Source organism: Aeromonas sp. AE23HZ002T15 (assembly GCF_054165525.2).
The window spans coordinates 1947919-1964725 of the sequence record NZ_CM201342.1 but is presented as its reverse complement, the minus strand read 5'-3'; the positions used below and the strand labels follow the sequence as shown (position 1 = coordinate 1964725).

General features: G+C 62.6%; 19 protein-coding genes. 8 read left to right on the top strand and 11 right to left on the bottom strand.

Features of this window, described 5'->3' with window-relative positions:
- The first annotated feature begins 13 nt into the window (after positions 1-13).
- Positions 14-919: an alpha/beta fold hydrolase gene (locus tag ACT5M9_RS09030; protein ID WP_457981929.1), complete on the top strand. Its 906-nt coding sequence runs from the start codon at positions 14-16 to the stop codon at positions 917-919.
- Between the two features lie 73 nt (positions 920-992).
- On the opposite strand, the gene ACT5M9_RS09025 is transcribed toward ACT5M9_RS09030, so the two are convergent.
- Positions 993-3365 carry a PilZ domain-containing protein gene (locus ACT5M9_RS09025; RefSeq protein WP_457981930.1) on the bottom strand — a complete coding sequence of 791 codons (2373 nt, stop codon included), beginning with the start codon at positions 3363-3365 and terminating at the stop codon, positions 993-995.
- 100 nt (positions 3366-3465) lie between these two features.
- Between ACT5M9_RS09025 and radA the strand changes: the two genes are divergently transcribed.
- Positions 3466-4833, top strand: a complete 1368-nt coding sequence (gene radA, locus ACT5M9_RS09020) for a DNA repair protein RadA (protein ID WP_438550714.1) — start codon at positions 3466-3468, stop codon at positions 4831-4833.
- Positions 4834-4907: 74 nt separating this feature from the next.
- Here radA and ACT5M9_RS09015 read toward each other — a convergent pair whose 3' ends face one another.
- Positions 4908-5288, bottom strand: a complete 381-nt coding sequence (locus tag ACT5M9_RS09015) for a PilZ domain-containing protein (protein WP_457981931.1) — start codon at positions 5286-5288, stop codon at positions 4908-4910.
- A gap of 101 nt (positions 5289-5389) precedes the next feature.
- Positions 5390-5872 carry a sigma D regulator gene (rsd, locus tag ACT5M9_RS09010; protein WP_438550712.1) on the bottom strand — a complete coding sequence of 161 codons (483 nt, stop codon included), beginning with the start codon at positions 5870-5872 and terminating at the stop codon, positions 5390-5392.
- A gap of 339 nt (positions 5873-6211) precedes the next feature.
- Between rsd and hupA the strand changes: the two genes are divergently transcribed.
- Together hupA and ACT5M9_RS09000 are read left to right on the top strand one after the other, a co-directional pair.
- A complete protein-coding gene (gene hupA, locus ACT5M9_RS09005) occupies positions 6212-6484 on the top strand; it encodes a nucleoid-associated protein HU-alpha (protein ID WP_005305063.1) in 273 nt (90 codons plus the stop codon).
- A gap of 112 nt (positions 6485-6596) precedes the next feature.
- Positions 6597-7022 (top strand): hypothetical protein, encoded by a 426-nt coding sequence (locus ACT5M9_RS09000; protein ID WP_457981932.1) that lies wholly within the window; start codon positions 6597-6599, stop codon positions 7020-7022.
- 70 nt (positions 7023-7092) lie between these two features.
- Here ACT5M9_RS09000 and ACT5M9_RS08995 read toward each other — a convergent pair whose 3' ends face one another.
- The 5 genes from ACT5M9_RS08995 to ACT5M9_RS08975 all read right to left on the bottom strand — a co-directional run bounded on the left by ACT5M9_RS08995 (position 7093) and on the right by ACT5M9_RS08975 (position 10668).
- A complete protein-coding gene (locus ACT5M9_RS08995; RefSeq protein WP_457981933.1) occupies positions 7093-7242 on the bottom strand; it encodes a hypothetical protein in 150 nt (49 codons plus the stop codon).
- A gap of 2 nt (positions 7243-7244) precedes the next feature.
- Positions 7245-8297, bottom strand: coding sequence for a tRNA dihydrouridine(20/20a) synthase DusA (dusA, locus tag ACT5M9_RS08990; protein ID WP_457981934.1), 1053 nt, complete (start codon positions 8295-8297; stop codon positions 7245-7247).
- A gap of 421 nt (positions 8298-8718) precedes the next feature.
- Positions 8719-9633 carry a LysR family transcriptional regulator gene (locus ACT5M9_RS08985; protein WP_457981935.1) on the bottom strand — a complete coding sequence of 305 codons (915 nt, stop codon included), beginning with the start codon at positions 9631-9633 and terminating at the stop codon, positions 8719-8721.
- An 80-nt stretch (positions 9634-9713) separates the two neighbouring features.
- Entirely contained in the window at positions 9714-9920 is a 207-nt protein-coding gene (locus tag ACT5M9_RS08980; protein WP_457981936.1) for a 2-hydroxymuconate tautomerase family protein, read from the bottom strand.
- Positions 9921-9930: 10 nt separating this feature from the next.
- Complete coding sequence (locus ACT5M9_RS08975; protein WP_457981937.1) at positions 9931-10668, bottom strand: SDR family NAD(P)-dependent oxidoreductase; 738 nt, start codon at positions 10666-10668, stop codon at positions 9931-9933.
- A 372-nt stretch (positions 10669-11040) separates the two neighbouring features.
- Here ACT5M9_RS08975 and zur point away from each other — a divergent pair, with 372 nt between their 5' ends.
- Genes zur through ACT5M9_RS08960 form a run of 3 tightly spaced genes read left to right on the top strand, consistent with a single transcriptional unit; the run spans position 11041 to position 12184 of the window.
- The gene (zur, locus tag ACT5M9_RS08970) at positions 11041-11499 is read left to right on the top strand and encodes a zinc uptake transcriptional repressor Zur (protein ID WP_438550768.1); all 459 of its coding nucleotides are present in this window, start codon (positions 11041-11043) and stop codon (positions 11497-11499) included.
- A complete protein-coding gene (locus tag ACT5M9_RS08965) occupies positions 11489-11950 on the top strand; it encodes a chemotaxis protein CheX (RefSeq protein ID WP_438550705.1) in 462 nt (153 codons plus the stop codon). Before zur ends, ACT5M9_RS08965 begins: the two co-directional genes overlap by 11 nt.
- A gap of 6 nt (positions 11951-11956) precedes the next feature.
- On the top strand, positions 11957-12184 hold the full coding sequence (locus ACT5M9_RS08960; RefSeq protein WP_457981938.1) for a hypothetical protein: 228 nt from the start codon (positions 11957-11959) through the stop codon (positions 12182-12184).
- 83 nt (positions 12185-12267) lie between these two features.
- Here the strand turns inward: ACT5M9_RS08960 and brnQ are convergent, their stop codons facing one another.
- Together brnQ and ACT5M9_RS08950 are read right to left on the bottom strand one after the other, a co-directional pair.
- Positions 12268-13530 carry a branched-chain amino acid transport system II carrier protein gene (gene brnQ, locus ACT5M9_RS08955; protein ID WP_438550767.1) on the bottom strand — a complete coding sequence of 421 codons (1263 nt, stop codon included), beginning with the start codon at positions 13528-13530 and terminating at the stop codon, positions 12268-12270.
- Between the two features lie 236 nt (positions 13531-13766).
- Positions 13767-14477, bottom strand: coding sequence for a tRNA1(Val) (adenine(37)-N6)-methyltransferase (locus ACT5M9_RS08950; RefSeq protein ID WP_457981939.1), 711 nt, complete (start codon positions 14475-14477; stop codon positions 13767-13769).
- 127 nt (positions 14478-14604) lie between these two features.
- Here ACT5M9_RS08950 and srmB point away from each other — a divergent pair, with 127 nt between their 5' ends.
- Positions 14605-15828, top strand: coding sequence for an ATP-dependent RNA helicase SrmB (gene srmB / locus ACT5M9_RS08945; protein WP_438550702.1), 1224 nt, complete (start codon positions 14605-14607; stop codon positions 15826-15828).
- 181 nt (positions 15829-16009) lie between these two features.
- Here the strand turns inward: srmB and yaaA are convergent, their stop codons facing one another.
- Positions 16010-16783 carry a peroxide stress protein YaaA gene (gene yaaA / locus ACT5M9_RS08940; RefSeq protein ID WP_457981940.1) on the bottom strand — a complete coding sequence of 258 codons (774 nt, stop codon included), beginning with the start codon at positions 16781-16783 and terminating at the stop codon, positions 16010-16012.
- Between the last annotated feature and the right edge of the window lie 24 nt (positions 16784-16807).

Genomic DNA, 16807 nt, shown 5'->3' with positions numbered 1-16807 from the left:
ACCGGAACTCAAGATGGAACTGTTGCAACAATCCCTGTTTATCCTCTGCGGCGAGCATCAACTGCATGTGCGCCACATTCACCCCGGCGTGGCGGTTCATGCAGATCCCATCCTGATGGTGCACGGGGCCATCGAGAATGGCCGCATCTTCTACACGGAGTCGGGCAAGGGGCTGGCCTGCTACCTGGCGCGGCACGGCTATCAGGTCTATGTGGCGGACCTGCGCGGTCGGGGGCTCAGCACCCCCACCATCGCCGAGCGGGCCGGCCATGGCCAGCATGAACTCATCACCGAAGACATCCCCGCCCTGCAACACTGGGTGGCGGCGCGCCACTCGGGCGTCAGGGTGCACTGGATGGCGCACTCCTGGGGCGGGGTCATCATGGCCTCGACCCTGGCCCGCTTCCCCGAGATGGCGGATGGGATCGCCAGCATGGTGTTCTTCGGCACCAAACGCGGTGTCTCGGTGCAGAACCCGGAGCGCTGGCTGAAGGTCGATCTTATCTGGAATCGGCTCGCCCCCTGGCTGGCCCGCAACAGCGGTTTCCTGGCTGCGCGCAGGCTGAAGATGGGCGCCGATGACGAGCCGCTGCGTTACCTGCAGGAGACCATTCCCTGGGTGAAATGCGGCCCCTGGCAGGATCCCCACGACGGCTTCGCCTACGGGGAGGCGGCGGGACGGGTGTCCTGGCCACCGCTCTGGATGATCTCGGCAAGGGCCGACAAGGTGCTGGGCCACCCCATAGACGTGCGTCGGTTCAGTGGCGAGATGGGCTCGGCGACCCGTCATACCCGGCTCGGACGGGACAATGGCAACCGGCTCGACTACGACCATATCAACATGCTGACCGCCCCCCAGGCCCAGGAGGATCACTTCCCCCAGATCCTCACCTGGCTCGACAACCCGCAGGCGACCTGAGGCGGCGTTGACATGAAGAGGGCGGCCCGCTGGCCGCCCTCTCTCCTGATGATGTATCGACCGCTGCCCGGATCTAACCCGCCGGTGGTCTGATGCCGAGGCGGAACAGGGTGGCCTGGCTGGTGTCCGTCAGCTCACCCACCCCCACCACGCTCCACAGCTCCTCTTCCAGCTTCTTGGCCTTGTGGATGGCAAACTTGGCGATGTAATCCAGCTCGTTGGCGATGAAGCTGGTGTCCGGTCGGCCGGTGCGGGAGATGCCGACCAGCACGGAGTAGAACTGCCCCTGTTGCAGGGCCAGCTCCACGAAGCGGCGTTTGTCCGCCAGGGTCGGGAAGCTGCTCGCCAGTCGGCTGAGGAACAGGGGCGTTCCCCCCTGGGAGTGGAGGCTGGCGATATAGACCTCCTCCTGGGCGGGTTTGTCTTCCCGCTCTATGGTGCGCAGGGGATTGAGCAGCAGGGTCTTGAGCAGTCCCCCCTGGAACAGGGGGTAGAGGTTGACCTGCCCCTCCTGCTCGGCGCAGGAGTGCAGCAGCTTGCTGAGGCTGCGGGGCCGGGGGGAGAGGCCCGCCGCCGCCAGCTGGGGCGCCGCCTTCTGCTTGTTGACGTAGACGGGGGTGTCGAACAGGTGGTGGGTGAAGATGTTGCGCAGCGCCCGCGCCATGCCGCGGTAGCGCCTGTGCTCCCGGGTGGCCTTGAGTTTGTTCTGGTTGCTCTCGATCAGCAGGCTGAAGAACTGATGGCCGGTGTGACGCTCGGGTGCCCCCTCGATGCACAGGTGCAGCACGGTGCGGCTGAGGTTCTGGCTGACCAGCCGGTAGGGCAGGCGCTGCAGATCCATGCTCTTGGAGAGCTCCTGCAGCCTAGGCAGGGCGACCTGGACTATATCCCCCTTCTCCCCGTCGAGGGGTTCTTCCAGTTCGACCTGCATGCCGTGGGCCGAGATGTCCCGGGTCCAGCCGAGCCAGGCCCGCTCCTTGTGGCGGATGACGATGGCGGTCTTGTGGACGTAGCGGGCCTCCTTGCGCAGTTGCACATAGTGCAGTGTCTCGATCTCGAAGGGGGTGGCCTCCAGCCCGTGGCCGAAGCGCTGCAACTCGTTGGCGTTGTGATGCTGGCTGGCGTCGTAGCCGAACTCCTCGCGCTGGCTGTCGAGGCCGATCTCCTGCAATGCACCCACATAGCCTATCTGCTTGAGCCTCTCCCGCAGCAGCATATCCTGCAATTGATGAGGTTCTCCCTGCTGGCTGTCGAGATCGGCCTCGGGGAGCGAACAGGCCTCCAGGCTGAACTTGTAGACCCGCCAGCTGGGACGGCGGGCCCCGACCTGGAAGAAGAGGGCGGTCAGGCCGCTCTGCTGCAGCTCCTCCCGGGTGGCGGAGAAGAAGTAGAGGTGGCTGCGCACCGAGTGAGTGAAGCTGTAGATCAGGGTCTCTTTCAATCCGCCGCTCCGGGGCAGCAGATCGCGCATCCGGGCCGGCGAGAACAGGCTGCCGAGCATGTCCCGGTTCTTGGCGTCCCGCCAGTACTCGAGCAGGTGCTGGTTGTTCTCGGTACGCAGGGCTATCTCCAGGCCGGGACTCTCCCCGGTGCCGAAGAAGAGCGGCATGCCGGTCATGCGCGGCAGGTAGAACTGCTCATAGCCCTTGATGATGGCCGCAGACAGCAGGTAATCGACGCTGACCCTATAACGACTGCGATTGTGCTCGATGAATTCGCCGAGAAACCGCTCGAAGGCGGGGTGATCGCCGCTCTTGACCAGGCGCAGCCAGAATTTTCCCTCTTTCTGCTCTTCCCCCAGGATCTGGTAATCGATGGGCTGGCGCAGCAGGGGGTTGGCGGACTCCCGCTCCAGACCGGTGAAGATGACCTCGATCTGTTCCCCTGTCTGGTAGTCGGGCAGGTAGGGTACCGAGACCCGGATCCCGCCGAGGGAGAGATCCGAACTCTTGGCAAAGACCTTCTCCCCGCTGGCCAGCCTGAGCACCATGGGGGAGCTGAAGTGCATCCGCTCCTCCTGGCGGCCATAGTGGCTGGCGAAGGGGATGGCGTTGACGTCGAAGGGATGAAACGGGCTGCTGGGCAGGGAGAGGCGATCCATGCGCCCCTGATTGAGCTTGTACCAGGCCTGCAATGCCTCGTAGACCCCCAGCGTGTAGCCGTCACGGTAGAGGTAGCACTGGGACTGGAACAGGGCGATGGCCTCCGCCGGCATGAAGTGCGTAATGCCCTCCGACTCGAACACCTGACAGAGCTCGCCCAGCTCGCTGCGCATGTCCACGACCCGTCGGCAGGGGGTGCACTTGCGCTTGAGCTCCATCTTGAGCAGGAAGCGGCTGTTGGTATTTTCGTTCTGGGTCAGACGGTTGAAGATCTCGTCGAAGTCCTTTTCCCGAAGCAGGGGGACAAGCTGTTCTATCAGGTGTAGGGGCTGTTCTGAATCCATGTAATCCTGCCGCGGAGAGTCACTTTTCCGAATCTGGGTTTGATCTGTCGGTCGCAAACAAGTATATCAAGCAGGAATTCATCCTGTCCCCGAGTTATCCATGGCCAAAAACAAAACCGCCTATGTTTGCACCGAATGTGGCGCCGACTTCACCCGCTGGCAAGGCCAGTGCAGCGAGTGCAAGGAGTGGAACACCATCAGCGAGGTCCGGCTGGGGGTGAACACCCCGGGTCGCAGCACGGCTCGCTACAGCGGCTATGCCGGTGCTGTCGGCAGTCAGGTACAGACCCTGGCGGAGATCGCCACCACCGAGATCCCCCGTTTCGGCTCGGGCTTCAAGGAGCTGGATCGGGTGCTCGGCGGCGGCGTGGTGCCGGGCTCGGCCATCCTCATCGGCGGCAACCCGGGGGCGGGCAAGTCGACCCTGCTGCTGCAGACCATGTGCGGGCTGGCGGAGCGAATGAAGACCCTGTACGTGACCGGGGAGGAGTCCCTGCAGCAGGTAGCGATGCGGGCCAGCCGGCTGGGGCTGCCCACCGACAAGCTGCGCATGCTGTCCGAGACCTCCGTCGAACAGATCTGCCTCATCGCCCAGCAGGAGCAGCCGCAGATCATGGTCATCGACTCCATCCAGGTGATGCACGTGGCGGATGTGCAGTCCGCGCCGGGCTCCGTCTCCCAGGTGCGCGAATCCGCCGCCCTGCTCACCCGCTACGCCAAGCAGAACCACGTCGCCATCTTCATGGTGGGCCACGTCACCAAGGACGGCACCCTGGCGGGCCCCAAGGTGCTGGAGCACTGCATCGACTGCTCCGTGCTGCTGGACGGGGGCCACGACTCCCGCTTCCGTACCCTGCGCTCCCACAAGAACCGCTTCGGGGCGGTCAACGAGCTCGGCGTCTTCGCCATGACGGGGCAGGGGATGAAGGAGGTTAGCAATCCCTCCGCCATCTTCCTGAGCCGGGGCGAGGAGCAGGCGCCTGGCTCCATCGTCATGGTGATCTGGGAGGGGACCCGACCGCTGCTGGTGGAGCTGCAGGCGCTGGTGGATTACTCCCAGCTCTCCAACCCGCGCCGGGTGGCGGTGGGGATGGATCACAACCGCCTCGCCATGCTGCTGGCGGTGCTGCATCGCCACGGCGGGCTGCAGATGGCGGATCAGGACGTCTTCATCAACGTGGTGGGCGGGGTCAAGGTCGAAGAGACCAGCGCGGATCTGGCGCTCTTGCTGGCCATGGTTTCCAGCTTTCGGGATCAGGCCCTGCCCAAGGATCTGGTGGTATTCGGCGAGGTGGGCCTCTCCGGCGAGATCCGGCCCGTCCCCTCCGGCCAGGAACGGTTGCAGGAGGCGGCCAAGCATGGCTTCCGCCGGGCCATCGTCCCCCACGCCAACGCGCCCAAGCATCCCATCGAGGGGATGGAGGTGGTGCCGGTGAAGAAGCTGTCCGATGCCCTCGAGGCCTTGTAGCGACAACTGAATCACGGCAAGGAAAAAGGAGCGCATGGCGCTCCTTTTTCTTTTGAACTCTGTGGCAGGGCCGCTCAGGGCTGAGCGTGATCCTGATGCTCTTGCAGCAACTGCTCGAGCTCACGGTAGAGCAGCTGCTCTTCCCCCACGTTCAGCTGGATCATCCGCTTGAGGTGGCTGGCGCTGTCGATGTCGATGTGATGGCAGTAGAACCCCAGCTTCTTGCTGGCTTCGTGAGTCAGTTCCACCTGCATCTTGATTTCGATGTCGCTGCCGCCGAGCACGAAGCAGATCTCGTACTCCTTGTCGTCGCTGGGGGACCAATCTTCCGGCCTGAGCAGCAGGGCACCCTGCAGGGAGACATCGACCAGCTGGGTGCGCCACTGGCGCGCCTCCTGGCTCAGCCTGGCGGCGGTCAAGTAGAAGATCCGGGTAAAATGACGGCGCTCTGGCATGTTCGTCTCCGGTAGGAAGGCAGATACGGGGCTGGGAAGGTTGCCTCAGATTGTAATCCAGCTTGAGCCGCAGGATCTTGAACTGGCTCCGGTATTGACCATCAACCTTGCTGGTGACTGAGGGATTCCACCACCTGCAACGCCTTCACCAGACGATCCTCCTGCTTGAATCTGTCTTCCAGCACGGGGCCCAAGTGATTCAGGTCATCATCGAGCAGCAGCAGCTGGGCCTCATCGGCGTTGCTGTACTTGTCGTTGAACTCTAGGGCGAACTCGGTGCAGGCCCGGATGTGGGGATAGATGCGCTTGGCCAGCTCCAGCTTGTCGCCGCTGGCCTGCTCGAAGGCGGTCACCACGTGGTTGTAGATCTCGAAATGACCGGCGCTGACGTAATCGACCAGCTGTTCGCAGAAGCGCTGCAACTCAATGTGGCTGGGGAGGGAGCGCTGCTTGGCCCTGGCGGGTTTGAGGCCGGCCAGCCGGATATATTCGACCAGCAAGGCCTGGCGAGCATCGAGCCAGTCGTCAATGGCCCTGTGTTTGCCTGCCAATGCGCGCTTGGTGTTTTCCAGTTCAGTTAACATAGACCCTCCGTGGGCATGGCCTGTGACGCTATGGCGACAGGCCTGCGGTCATTCCATCGACTGACGACACTCCCTATAACTAGGGAAAATCCTGTTGACCGTCAATAGGAGTGTGGGGATATTGTTACATCAGATGGGGGTTTGCGTACAAGTCCCCATCGGTTGTGCGCCGCCGTGTCGTCGCCAAGGGCGATGAAGGGGCGAGATATGTGACTATTTCCGCAGATCTTGATGAAAACCCCAGCATTCAAGCCAACGGGGCTGATAAAGCCTTTGCCTGAGTGTTTTTTTTTGAATAGAGTGGCCCGGTGCTAAATGCCCGATCATAAAGGAAATGTTATGAACAAAGCTCAACTTGTCGATGCAATTGCCGCCAAAGCAGACCTGAGCAAAGCTCAGGCCAAAGTTGCTCTGGAAGAGATCATCAATGGTATTACCCAGAGCCTGAAAGAGGGCGATGCCGTTCAGTTGGTGGGTTTTGGTACCTTCAAGGTCAACCATCGTGCGGGCCGTACCGGTCGCAACCCGCAAACTGGCAAAGAGATCCAGATTGCAGCCGCCAATGTGCCGTCCTTTGTGGCAGGCAAGGCGTTGAAAGACGCCGTCAAGTAATAGCGTCAAGTAATCCTGTGAACCCGGCACCTGCCGGGTTTTTTCTTGCCATCGCCGGCGAAATTTGTTTCAGATACACTCAGGATATGGCAGTCGCTGTAGCGAGGTGGATATGGAACAGAAGAATGCCATTCGGCAGGTGGCCGTGCCCTGGGCACCCTCCCGCCAACTTCCCCCCGGCCTGGTCGTGGCCGAACTGCATCAGGATATCTGGAGCGACACCCTGACCGTGGTGCTGGGTCGCGCGCGCAGCATCGATCTGCCGCCGCAGCCGCTCTGCCGGGTCAGCTTCCGCCACATCTTCGCGGTGCGGGTGATGGAGGATTGCGATCTGGCGGAAGGGCGGGACAGCCACACCCTGGAGGAGCAGATCCAGCTGATCATTCCCTCCCGTTTCGCCAGCTGGTTCCATCAAGAGTCCGATGGCCTGCATCTGGACGAGGATCTGCAGCACTACCGCATCTCGACCTGGGACTATTGCGCCGACGTGCTGACCTCCCTGCCTCCCGAGCTGCAGTTCGTCGAGGCGACCGAGTAGCCGCAGCCCCAATGAAAAAGCCGGAACGACAAGGTTCCGGCTTTTTTTGTGTCTGCTGGCGGAGTCTGCCTCAGCCCAGCAGTTGATCCCTGTGCAACCCGATCACCACCAGCAGCCCCAGCAGATAGAAGGGGCTGAGCTTGATGCCCAGGATGGCGAGCAGGCCGGCGCACAGGCGCACCAGGGCCTTGTGCAGCCAGGAGCCGGTGAAGCGATACATGCTTATTCCACCGCCTCGGTCTGGGGGAACTCCGGCACCTTGGCCATGGCGTCCAGCACCACCTGGATGCCGGCACCTTGCTTGCAGGCGTTCTCGCTCAGGTGGCGGCGCCAGGCGCGGGCCCCCTGCATGTTCTGGAACAGGCCCAGCATGTGGCGCGTCATGTGGGAGAGATAGTTGCCCTTGGCGAGCTCCTGCTCCATGTAGGGCAGCATCATGCGTACCACCTCGTGGCGGCTCGGCACCGCCTTGTTCAGGCCGAACAGCAGGTTGTCCACCTGGGCCAGCAGGTAGGGATTCTGATAGGCCTCGCGCCCCATCATGACGCCATCGACATGGTGCAGATGTTCGAGGGTCTGCTCCAGGCTGGTGACGCCGCCGTTGAGGGCTATGGTGAGGTTGGCGTAGTCCTGCTTGACCTGGTAGACCCGCGGGTAGTCGAGCGGCGGGATCTCGCGGTTCTCCCGGGGGCTCAGGCCGCTCAGCCAGGCCTTGCGGGCATGGACGATGAAGGTGTCGCAACCGGCGTCCCGCACCTGCTCGATGAAGGCCTGCAGGAATTCGTAGGAATCCTGATCGTCGATGCCGATCCGGGTCTTCACCGTCACCGGAATAGCCACCACATCCCGCATCGCCTTGACGCAGTCGGCGACCAGGGCGGGTTCCCCCATCAGGCAGGCGCCGAAGCGGCCGTTCTGCACCCGATCCGAGGGGCAACCCACGTTCAGGTTGATCTCGTCATAGCCGCGCTCCTCGGCGAGCTTGGCGCAGCGGGCCAGATCCGCCGGGTTGCTGCCCCCCAACTGCAAGGAGATGGGGTGCTCCTGCTCGCTGTAGCCCAGATAGTCCCCCTTGCCGTGGATGATGGCGCCCGTGGTGACCATCTCGGTATAGAGCAGCGTCTGGCTGGTCATCAACCGGTGGAAATAGCGGCAATGCCGATCGGTCCAGTCCAGCATGGGGGCGATGGAGAATCGTTGGGCGCTCGGGGTACCCGGGGATGGCGGGGTGAGCCGAGCGTCGTCTTGTGTGTCGGAGATCTGTGCGTGAGCCATGCTTAACCGTTTTCAACCTGTTTCAGACTAGCGATATCAGTACCCGGCGAGCCGATCGTGGGGCTGGCCGGGTTGCACCCTGGGGTGCGCAAAATAGGGGGATGGCCACCGCGTATGACGCGTCGGCCCCTGCCCGCAGAGCGCGACAGTTTAGCCTGAATCGCCGGTTTTTGGCAGGAAAACCGGCGATTGAGTAGAGGAAGCGCCCGATCCGGTCCGGCCTGGGTCCACATTGCCAAGTGACCTGAAGGGGAGCCTGGGAAGGGGGCCGAGATCTGCGCCTGTCTGGCCGGTTGTCAGCTCACCCCCTTGGCCCGATATCGCCGCCAATGGCTTGTCGGGCAATTTTTGTCACCGAACCGGGCTCGATAGGTTGGGTCCGAGCCTGGGCAGTCCTGCCTTGGGTGGCCATATGCCCGGCTCAGGGCTGACGTAACTCAGCCAGCAGAAAGTCCACGAAGACCCGCACGCAGAGGGGCATGAAGCTGGCCTGGGGATAGACGAGGTAGAAGGGGCGGGTGGCGCCGTTGCAGGAGGGCAGCACTTCCTGCAGTTCACCGCGAAGCAAGGCATCCGCCACCACGAAGCGATACATCTGGTAGATGCCGGCGCCCCCCCTGGCCAGGGAGAGGCCGCCGAGATAATCCTCGGAACAGAGGGCGCCGCCGCCGACGGCAATGTCTCGTGCCTCGCCGTCTACCTTGAGCAGCCAGGGGGCGGGGCGCCCGCTGCCCGGCAGGATGAAACCGAGGCATTGATGGTCGGCGAGCCCCTGCCAGCTCTTGATGGGGGGGTGCCGGGCGAGGTAATCCGGCGAGGCCACCATCACCAGTTCGGCGTCCTCCAGCTTGCGGGCAATCAGGGTCGAGTCCGCCAGCTCGCTGCCGCGAATGGCCAGATCGTAGTCGTCGCGGGAGACGTTGACGCTGTGGGTGCTGATGTGAAACTCCAGCTCGACCAGGGGATAGCGCTGCTGGAAGTGGGCGATGCGGGGGAAGAGCCGCCAGTGGGCATAAGGGGCGGGCAGGCTGATGCGCACCTTGCCGGCGGGGATCTGCCGGGCCCCCATGGCCTGCTGCTCGGCCTCGTGCAGCAGCGCCAGGGCCACACGGCATTGGGCGGCATATTGGCGTCCGACATCGGTCAGGCGCACCTGGCGGGTGGTACGGATAAACAGGGGAATACCGAGCCGTTCCTCCAGCCGCATCATGGTCCGGCTCACCGCCGCCGGCGAGATGCCGGCCTCCTGGGCGGCTACCGTGAAGCTCTGGTGCTCGGCGGCGAGGCAGAACAGGTCGATGCTGCTCAGCATGATGTCGCTCAAGTTGTGTTGCATACGGCGTCGGCTCCCTTGTGATAACGCACCCATTCTATCAGGGGCACGGGTCCTGTCCTTTCAAACCAGCCCCTTTCGCCCTATTTTCCCTGCCGGCGGCGCAGGGCCGAGACGGTCTCGCCGCCCACACCCCAGTTGTCGGTCGCGACCTCGTCGATGACCACGAAGGTGGTGGCCGGGTGCTTGCTCAGCACCCGCTCGAGCAGGCTGGTGACCCCCTCTATCAGCGCCTGCTTCTGCTTTGCCGTCACCTGCTCGTCGGTGATCCTGATGTTGACGTAGGGCATGGCGCTATCCTTACCACTTGCCGGCGGTGGAGCCGCCATCCACCACCATGATGCTGCCGGTGACGAAGCGGGCGTCGGTCAGATACATCACCGCCTGGACGATGTCCTGTACCTCTCCCACGCGATGGGTCGGTGCCATGGACTTCAGGGCTTCCAACACTTTCGGATCCTGGCCGTGCATCGGGGTGGCGATGATGCCGGGGGCGACGGCATTGACCATGATGTTGGACTCCGCTAGTTCCAGCGCCAGTCCACGCACGGCCTGGTTCAGCCCCCCCTTGGCCATGATGGGCAGCAGGGCCGGGACATTCACATTGGGCTGCATGGCGAGGGCCGCCGTGATGGCGATGATCTGCCCGCCACCGTGGGCCCGCATGTGGGCGGCGGCGGCCTGGGAGGGATAGATGAACCCCTTGAGGTTGGTGCCCAGCATGGTCTCGATATCGGCCTCGTCGTACTCGGCGATGGGTTTGGAGATGAAGACCCCCGCATTGTTCACCAGCAGATCCACCCGGCCGAAGCGCTGCTCCGCCCGGTCGAACAGGGAGCCTGCCGTCTCGGGCCTGGCGATGTCGCCGGCCACCAGCAGCAGGTTATTCGGTGCACCGAGGCGCTCGGCGGCCTCTGCCAGATCCGCATCGGTGCGGGCATTGGCCACCACGTTGTAGCCCCGTGCCAGGTAGGCCTCGGCAAGGGCAAAGCCGATGCCGCTCGAGGCGCCGGTCACTATCACAGTCTTGCTCTTCATTTTCACTCTCCTTTCAATGATTATTACATTGCATGCAGTGTAAACCGGCATTGGTGAGGGTTGGATGGCGTCTAGGTTGCATCTTTTATTACTTGAAGGAACAAATAGGGCGTGCCGTTTGGCATTGTCGGGGGAGGGACGGGCAGGTGCTGTTCCCGTTGTGGTGTGGGGATAAACTAGGAGCCCCTCTTCCCGGTGCCCTGGTTCGCAGGGCGAGAGATGGGGAGCAGCAGGGGGGTGATGGTGGTGCGAGCGTGTGGGATTCACGCCCGTTCGCGAGGCTGTGAGGGGGGCCGGGAAAATGAATTTTGTCCCCGCGCTGGCGAGGCCCTGTGATAGTATCCGGCTAATTGACAGGGTAGCTGCGTGATGATGAATCAAGACCAACTCTTACTAAGGGCGGAACGCCTCTGCGAACAGCGCGGGATCCGCTTCACCCCCACCCGGCGCCAGGTGTTTCGCCTGCTGGCGGCCCACGGCAACGCCATCAGCGCCTACGATCTGCTCGCCCAACTGCAGCAGACCGAGGCCCATGCCAAGCCGCCGACCGTCTACCGGGCCCTCGACTTCCTGTTGGAGCAGGGGTTTGCCCACAAGGTGGAATCCCTCAACGCCTTCATCTTCTGCTGTCACTTCGACCATGCCCACCCGATGCAGTTGCTGATCTGTGATCGCTGCGGCGACGTGGTGGAGCTGCACGACGACGCCATCGACGGCGCCTTTTCCGAGCAGGCTCGCCAGCATGGCTTTACTATTACCAACAAGACCATAGAGGCTCACGGCCAATGTGCCCGTTGCGCCGAGACCCCGGGGAGTCACGATGAAGGCTGATTTTGTAAACCCGTTCCTGCTCTCCCTGCTCAACGTGATCTCCACCATGGCGCAGCTGGAACTCAAACCCGGCGCTCCCAAGCGCAAGACGGACGAGCTGGCGCGCGGGGATGTCTCCGGCCTCATCGGCATGGTGGGCCCCCAGACCCGCGGCTCCCTCTCCATCAGTTTCGAGAAGGGGCTGGCGCTGGAGATCATGCGCCGCATGCTGGGGGAGGCGCCGACCAGCCTCAACGAGGAGGTGACCGACATGGTGGGGGAGATCACCAACATGGTGACCGGCGGGGCCAAGCGGATGCTGGGGGAGAAGGGCTACGAGTTCGACATGGCGACCCCCATCATCGTCTCGGGTCCGAACCATACCATCACCCACAGGGCGGACGGCGCCAAGATCATGATGCCGTTCGATTCCGACTACGGTCGCGCCACCATCGAAATCTGCTTCGAGTAACCCATCATGTGGAAAGCGTTGAAATGGAGTTTCATCGCGGCAGTCCTGCTGCTGATCCTGTCGGACATTCAGCTCAAGACCTCCATCTACAAGTATGAGGACAACAGCGTCCTGATCAGCTTCCCGCGCTGGCAGCCCAAGCAGCCCTGGGGCACCCTCAGCTGGCATGCAGGCATGATAGAGCATCACTGGTACGGCTTGGCCGGCAAACCCAAGCCGGCATCCATGCTCTAGCATTACGGATTTTCCTCGGCAGTCAAAACGAAAGGGGCCAGCAGATGCTGGCCCCTTTCTTGTTGTGTGTGTGCGGTGGACTATCAGGCGGCTTCGGCAGCCAGCTTGTCACCGGAGCGGATCATCACACCCAGGCCACAGGCCAGCAGGGTCGGCAACAACCAGGCCAGTCCCTTGTCGAACAGCGGCAGGAAGGCGAACGCATCCATCTTCATGCCGGCGGCACCCAGACCGTCCAGGCAGCCAAACAGGAAGGCGACCAGCAGCACGGAGCGGAATACCAGGCGTGGACGACCGAAGTAGCCCTTCAGGAAGGTGACCAGCACCAGGGCCACGGCCACCGGGTAGATGGCGACCAGCACCGGGATGGAGAGGCTGATGAGCTGGCTCAGGCCGACGTTGGCGACCACGGCGCAGATGACCCCCAGCAACACCACCAGCTTCTTGTAGCTCATGCCGGTGAGGTTGTGGAAGAAGTCGGAGCAGGCGGAGATCAGGCCCACGGCGGTGGTGAAGCAGGCCAGGGTGATGATGGCCGCCAAGATGTATTGACCCGGTTGACCGAACAGGCTCAGCACGTAGGCGTTGACGATGGCGCCGCCGTTGCTGACGTCGCTGGCCACACCGGCTGCGGTGTTGCCGAGCTGGAACAGGGAGACATAGACCACGGACAGGCCGATGGCGGAGATGATGCCGGCGATGGCCAGGTACTTGAACTGGCTCTGGTAGTCGGTGATACCCTTCTGGCGCAGCAGATCGACGATGAGGGCGCCGAACATCAGGGACGCCAGGGTGTCCATGGTGTTGTAGCCTTCCAGGATCCCTTTCACGAAGGGACCGTTCTGGTAGTCACCGGCGGCGGCAGGCATGGTGCCTTGCGGCGCGATGAAGACGCCGACGGCCAGGGTCAGCAGCAGGATCATCAGCACCGGGGTCAGGTACTTGCCGATGGCGTCCATCAGCTTGCCCTGGTTCATGGAGACCAGGATGGCGATGCCGAAGAAGATGACGGTATAGGCGGCGAGACCGGCCTGACCCATGTCACCGATGAAGGGCTTGAGACCCATCTCGTAGGCCACCAGGCCGGTACGGGGGGCGGCGAAGGCCGGGCCTATGATGATGTAGATGGCGACCGCCAGGGCGGTGGCGATGCCGGCGGGCAGCAACTTGGTCATGCCGGCCCAGCCGTTGCCGGCCTTGGCGACGGCGATGATGGTGATGAGGGGCAGGCCCACGGCGGTGACCAGGAAGCCCAGCATGGCGAGGGAGAGGTGCTCACCCGCCAGATAGCCGGCCAGGGGCGGGAAGATGATGTTGCCGGCGCCCAGATAGAAGGCGAAGGTCATAAAGCCCAATCCGAGTACGTCGGACGTCGTGAGTGATTTCGTCAAGTTCAACCTCGTCTGTCTTGTAAACTATTGCTTGTTATAGTTTTTTATTGGTCAATGACCCAGGCCCCTCGGGGATAAAAAAAAGGAGCCCCGCTGCTTTTTTCATCGCGACCAGTGGTTTTTGCTGGTCTGGAGCGGGTGCTCGTTTAAGAGTCAGCATAATGATGTGGAAAAATTCTTCAAGGCAAAATTTACATCTTCAAATAGAAGTGGTGGGTTAGTTGGATGTATCTGTCGGAATAGCCTCCAGTAGCAGAATGGATCACAATTTCACCCCGTTCACACCTGTTTAATCCTCTGCCAAGTAGCAATAAAACGCGATTTGCCTCTTTCCCTTCCCTGGTGATAACAGCTGTATAACAACTGGCCTGCAGCTCATAATTCGCCGAAATGCATAAAATTTCATCGGCCATGGGAGTGGGCAGCACCAGGGCGACCCGGCCACTCGGAGCCAGCAGGCGCTGACAGGCGGCCAGCAGCGCCCGGGGATCCAGGGCGCCGGTGTGCCGGGCCAGGGCCCTGGCCGGGTCGCTGAAAACCTGGCCTGCCACGAAGTAGGGGGGGTTGGAGACGATGAGATCATAGGGGGCCGCCCGATGATCCTGGATGGCCGCTTCCACTATGTTGACCCTGTGGGCCCAGGGGGAGGCAGCGACATTCTCTCTGGCCTGCCCGGCTGCATCTTTATCCAGCTCTACCCCGTCGATCCGGCAGTCATTTGTGCTGCGCTGAGCCAGCATCAGGGCGATGAGGCCGCTGCCGCTGCCGATGTCCAGCACCCGGCGGGCCCCAACCAGGGGCGCCCAGGCGCCGAGCAGTATGCCGTCCGTGCCCACCTTCATGGCACAGCGGTCATGGGCGACGTGAAATTGTTTGAAGGTAAAGCCGTTGCTGCGCCCCATCTGGCCCTCTATCCCGTCTGCTATACAAAAAATGGTCGGCGATTATAGCGGCTAAGGTGCCAGCGCCATAGGAGCCGGCGGCATAATCGCCTATAATCTGCCGCTTCCTAAATGACCGAGTATTGCCATGAGCCAGTCCTTTGATGATTTCGACCTGAATCCCGCCCTCAACCGGGCCTTGGCCGAGATGGGTTTCACCCGCCCCACGACCATCCAGCAGATGGTGCTGGAGCCAGCCCTGGACGGCCGCGACATCCTGGCCTCCGCGCCGACCGGTACCGGCAAGACCGCCGCCTTCCTGTTGCCCGCCATGCAGCACCTGCTGGACTTCCCGCGCCGCAAGCCGGGCCCCTGCCGCATGCTGATCCTGACCCCGACCCGGGAGCTGGCGCTGCAGGTCAGTGCCCACGCCAAGGCGCTGGCGGTGCACACTCACCTCAGCATCGAGACCATCATCGGCGGCGTCAGCCATGAGGAGCAGCTGCCGGCGCTCACCAAGACCACCGACATCGTCGTGGCCACCCCGGGCCGCCTGCTCGAGTACATCGAGAAGGAAGAGTTCGAGAGCCACGACATCGAGGTGCTGGTGCTGGATGAGGCGGACCGCATGCTGGACATGGGCTTCATCAAGGACGTGAACCGCATCGTCGAAGAGGCGCGTTACCGCAAGCACACCATGCTCTTCTCCGCCACCCTGGAAGGAGCCGGCCTCACCAAGTTTGCCAACGAGATCCTCAAAGATCCGGTGGAACTGCACGCAGAGCCCCCCCGCAGCGAGCGCCGCCCCATCACCCAGTGGGTGCATCTCGCCGACGACGCCGCCCACAAGCTGGCGCTGCTGGTGCACATCCTGAAGGATCCGCAGACCCAGAAGGCCATCGTCTTCGTCAAGACCCGCGAGCGGCTGGCCGAGCTCTCCGGCCAGTTGCAGGCGGCGGGTGTCCCCTGCGCCTGGATCCGCGGCGAGATGGAGCAGGCCAAGCGCATCGAGTCCATTCGCAAGTTCCACGAAGGTGAGGTGCCCTTCCTCATCGCCACCGACGTCGCCGCCCGCGGCATCGACCTGCCGAATGTCAGCCATGTCATCAACTACGACATGCCCTACGGTACCGATGTCTATGTGCACCGCATCGGCCGCACCGGCCGCGCCGGCAACCGGGGCTGTGCCATCAGCCTGGTGGAGGCTCACGACATGGCTATGGTGGCCAAGATCGAGCGCTACACCGAGGAGCGCCTCAAGCGCCGGGTGATCGACGAGCTGCGCCCCAAGCACAAGGAAGCCCGGGTGCCGGTGAAGAAGAAGAAGCCGAAAGACGGCAAGAAGAAGTCTGCCAAGAAGAAAAAGAAATAATCGCTGACACAAAGGCCACCCTGGGGTGGCCTTTGTGTTGATGGGGATCCTGACAGGATCCCGCCGGATCGCGGACAGAAAAAAGCCGACGCATAAACGTCGGCTAACAAAAAAGTGCTTACAACAGAGGATTCATAGGTTCAGACCCGAGGATCCCGTGGTTGGTTCACTTTTTTTGTAATTAATTTTCAGCGCGCTTGAACATCAGGGTGTGCTGGTCCGACTCTTCGGGCACGAAACGGTAGCCGCCGTCATTGAAACCGGTCAGCTGCTCCACCTCGGTCAGGCGGTGCTTGATGATGTGGCGGGCCATCATGCCGCGAGCCTTCTTGGCGTAGAAGCTGATGATCTTGTACTGGCCGTTCTTCTCGTCCTTGAACACTGGGGTGATGATCCGTCCCTTCAGTACCTTGGGTCTTACCGACTTGAAGTACTCGTCGGAAGCCAGGTTGATCAGCACCTCGTCCCCCTGGGCCGTCAGCGCCTTGTTCAGGTGCTCGGTGATGACATCTCCCCAGAATTGATAGAGATCCTTGCCGCGCTCGTTGTCGAGGCGGATCCCCATCTCCAGCCGGTAGGGCATCATCAGATCCAGCGGGCGCAGCACCCCGTAGAGGCCGGACAGCATGCGAAGATGCGCCTGGGCGAAGTCGAAGTCCCCCTCGCTGAAGTCCTCCACCGCCAGACCCGTATAGACATCTCCTTTGAAGGCCAGCAGCGCCTGGCGGGCGTTGGCCGGGTTGAAGTCCGGCTGCCACTCGCTGAAACGGGCGGCATTGAGCCCCGCCAGCTTGTCGCTGATCTTCATCAGGCTGGCGATCTGGGCCGGCGTTAGCTGGCGGGCGCGGGTGATGAGCCGGGCGGAGTGATCCAGCAGTTCGGGCTGGGTGAAACGGGAGGTCACCAGCGGCGACTCGTAATCCAGCGTCTTGGCCGGGGAAACCACAATCAGCATAACTTTCCTTCATTCGCGGCGGCG

Coding starts and splice junctions, on each gene's coding strand:
- ACT5M9_RS09030 (WP_457981929.1), top strand. CDS start 14: ATGGAACTGTTGCAACAATCCCTGTTTATCCTCTGCGGCGAGCATCAA.
- ACT5M9_RS09025 (WP_457981930.1), bottom strand. CDS start 3,365: ATGGATTCAGAACAGCCCCTACACCTGATAGAACAGCTTGTCCCCCTG.
- radA (WP_438550714.1), top strand. CDS start 3,466: ATGGCCAAAAACAAAACCGCCTATGTTTGCACCGAATGTGGCGCCGAC.
- ACT5M9_RS09015 (WP_457981931.1), bottom strand. CDS start 5,288: ATGCCAGAGCGCCGTCATTTTACCCGGATCTTCTACTTGACCGCCGCC.
- rsd (WP_438550712.1), bottom strand. CDS start 5,872: ATGTTAACTGAACTGGAAAACACCAAGCGCGCATTGGCAGGCAAACAC.
- hupA (WP_005305063.1), top strand. CDS start 6,212: ATGAACAAAGCTCAACTTGTCGATGCAATTGCCGCCAAAGCAGACCTG.
- ACT5M9_RS09000 (WP_457981932.1), top strand. CDS start 6,597: ATGGAACAGAAGAATGCCATTCGGCAGGTGGCCGTGCCCTGGGCACCC.
- ACT5M9_RS08995 (WP_457981933.1), bottom strand. CDS start 7,242: ATGTATCGCTTCACCGGCTCCTGGCTGCACAAGGCCCTGGTGCGCCTG.
- dusA (WP_457981934.1), bottom strand. CDS start 8,297: ATGGCTCACGCACAGATCTCCGACACACAAGACGACGCTCGGCTCACC.
- ACT5M9_RS08985 (WP_457981935.1), bottom strand. CDS start 9,633: ATGCAACACAACTTGAGCGACATCATGCTGAGCAGCATCGACCTGTTC.
- ACT5M9_RS08980 (WP_457981936.1), bottom strand. CDS start 9,920: ATGCCCTACGTCAACATCAGGATCACCGACGAGCAGGTGACGGCAAAG.
- ACT5M9_RS08975 (WP_457981937.1), bottom strand. CDS start 10,668: ATGAAGAGCAAGACTGTGATAGTGACCGGCGCCTCGAGCGGCATCGGC.
- zur (WP_438550768.1), top strand. CDS start 11,041: ATGAATCAAGACCAACTCTTACTAAGGGCGGAACGCCTCTGCGAACAG.
- ACT5M9_RS08965 (WP_438550705.1), top strand. CDS start 11,489: ATGAAGGCTGATTTTGTAAACCCGTTCCTGCTCTCCCTGCTCAACGTG.
- ACT5M9_RS08960 (WP_457981938.1), top strand. CDS start 11,957: ATGTGGAAAGCGTTGAAATGGAGTTTCATCGCGGCAGTCCTGCTGCTG.
- brnQ (WP_438550767.1), bottom strand. CDS start 13,530: ATGACCTTCGCCTTCTATCTGGGCGCCGGCAACATCATCTTCCCGCCC.
- ACT5M9_RS08950 (WP_457981939.1), bottom strand. CDS start 14,477: ATGGGGCGCAGCAACGGCTTTACCTTCAAACAATTTCACGTCGCCCAT.
- srmB (WP_438550702.1), top strand. CDS start 14,605: ATGAGCCAGTCCTTTGATGATTTCGACCTGAATCCCGCCCTCAACCGG.
- yaaA (WP_457981940.1), bottom strand. CDS start 16,783: ATGCTGATTGTGGTTTCCCCGGCCAAGACGCTGGATTACGAGTCGCCG.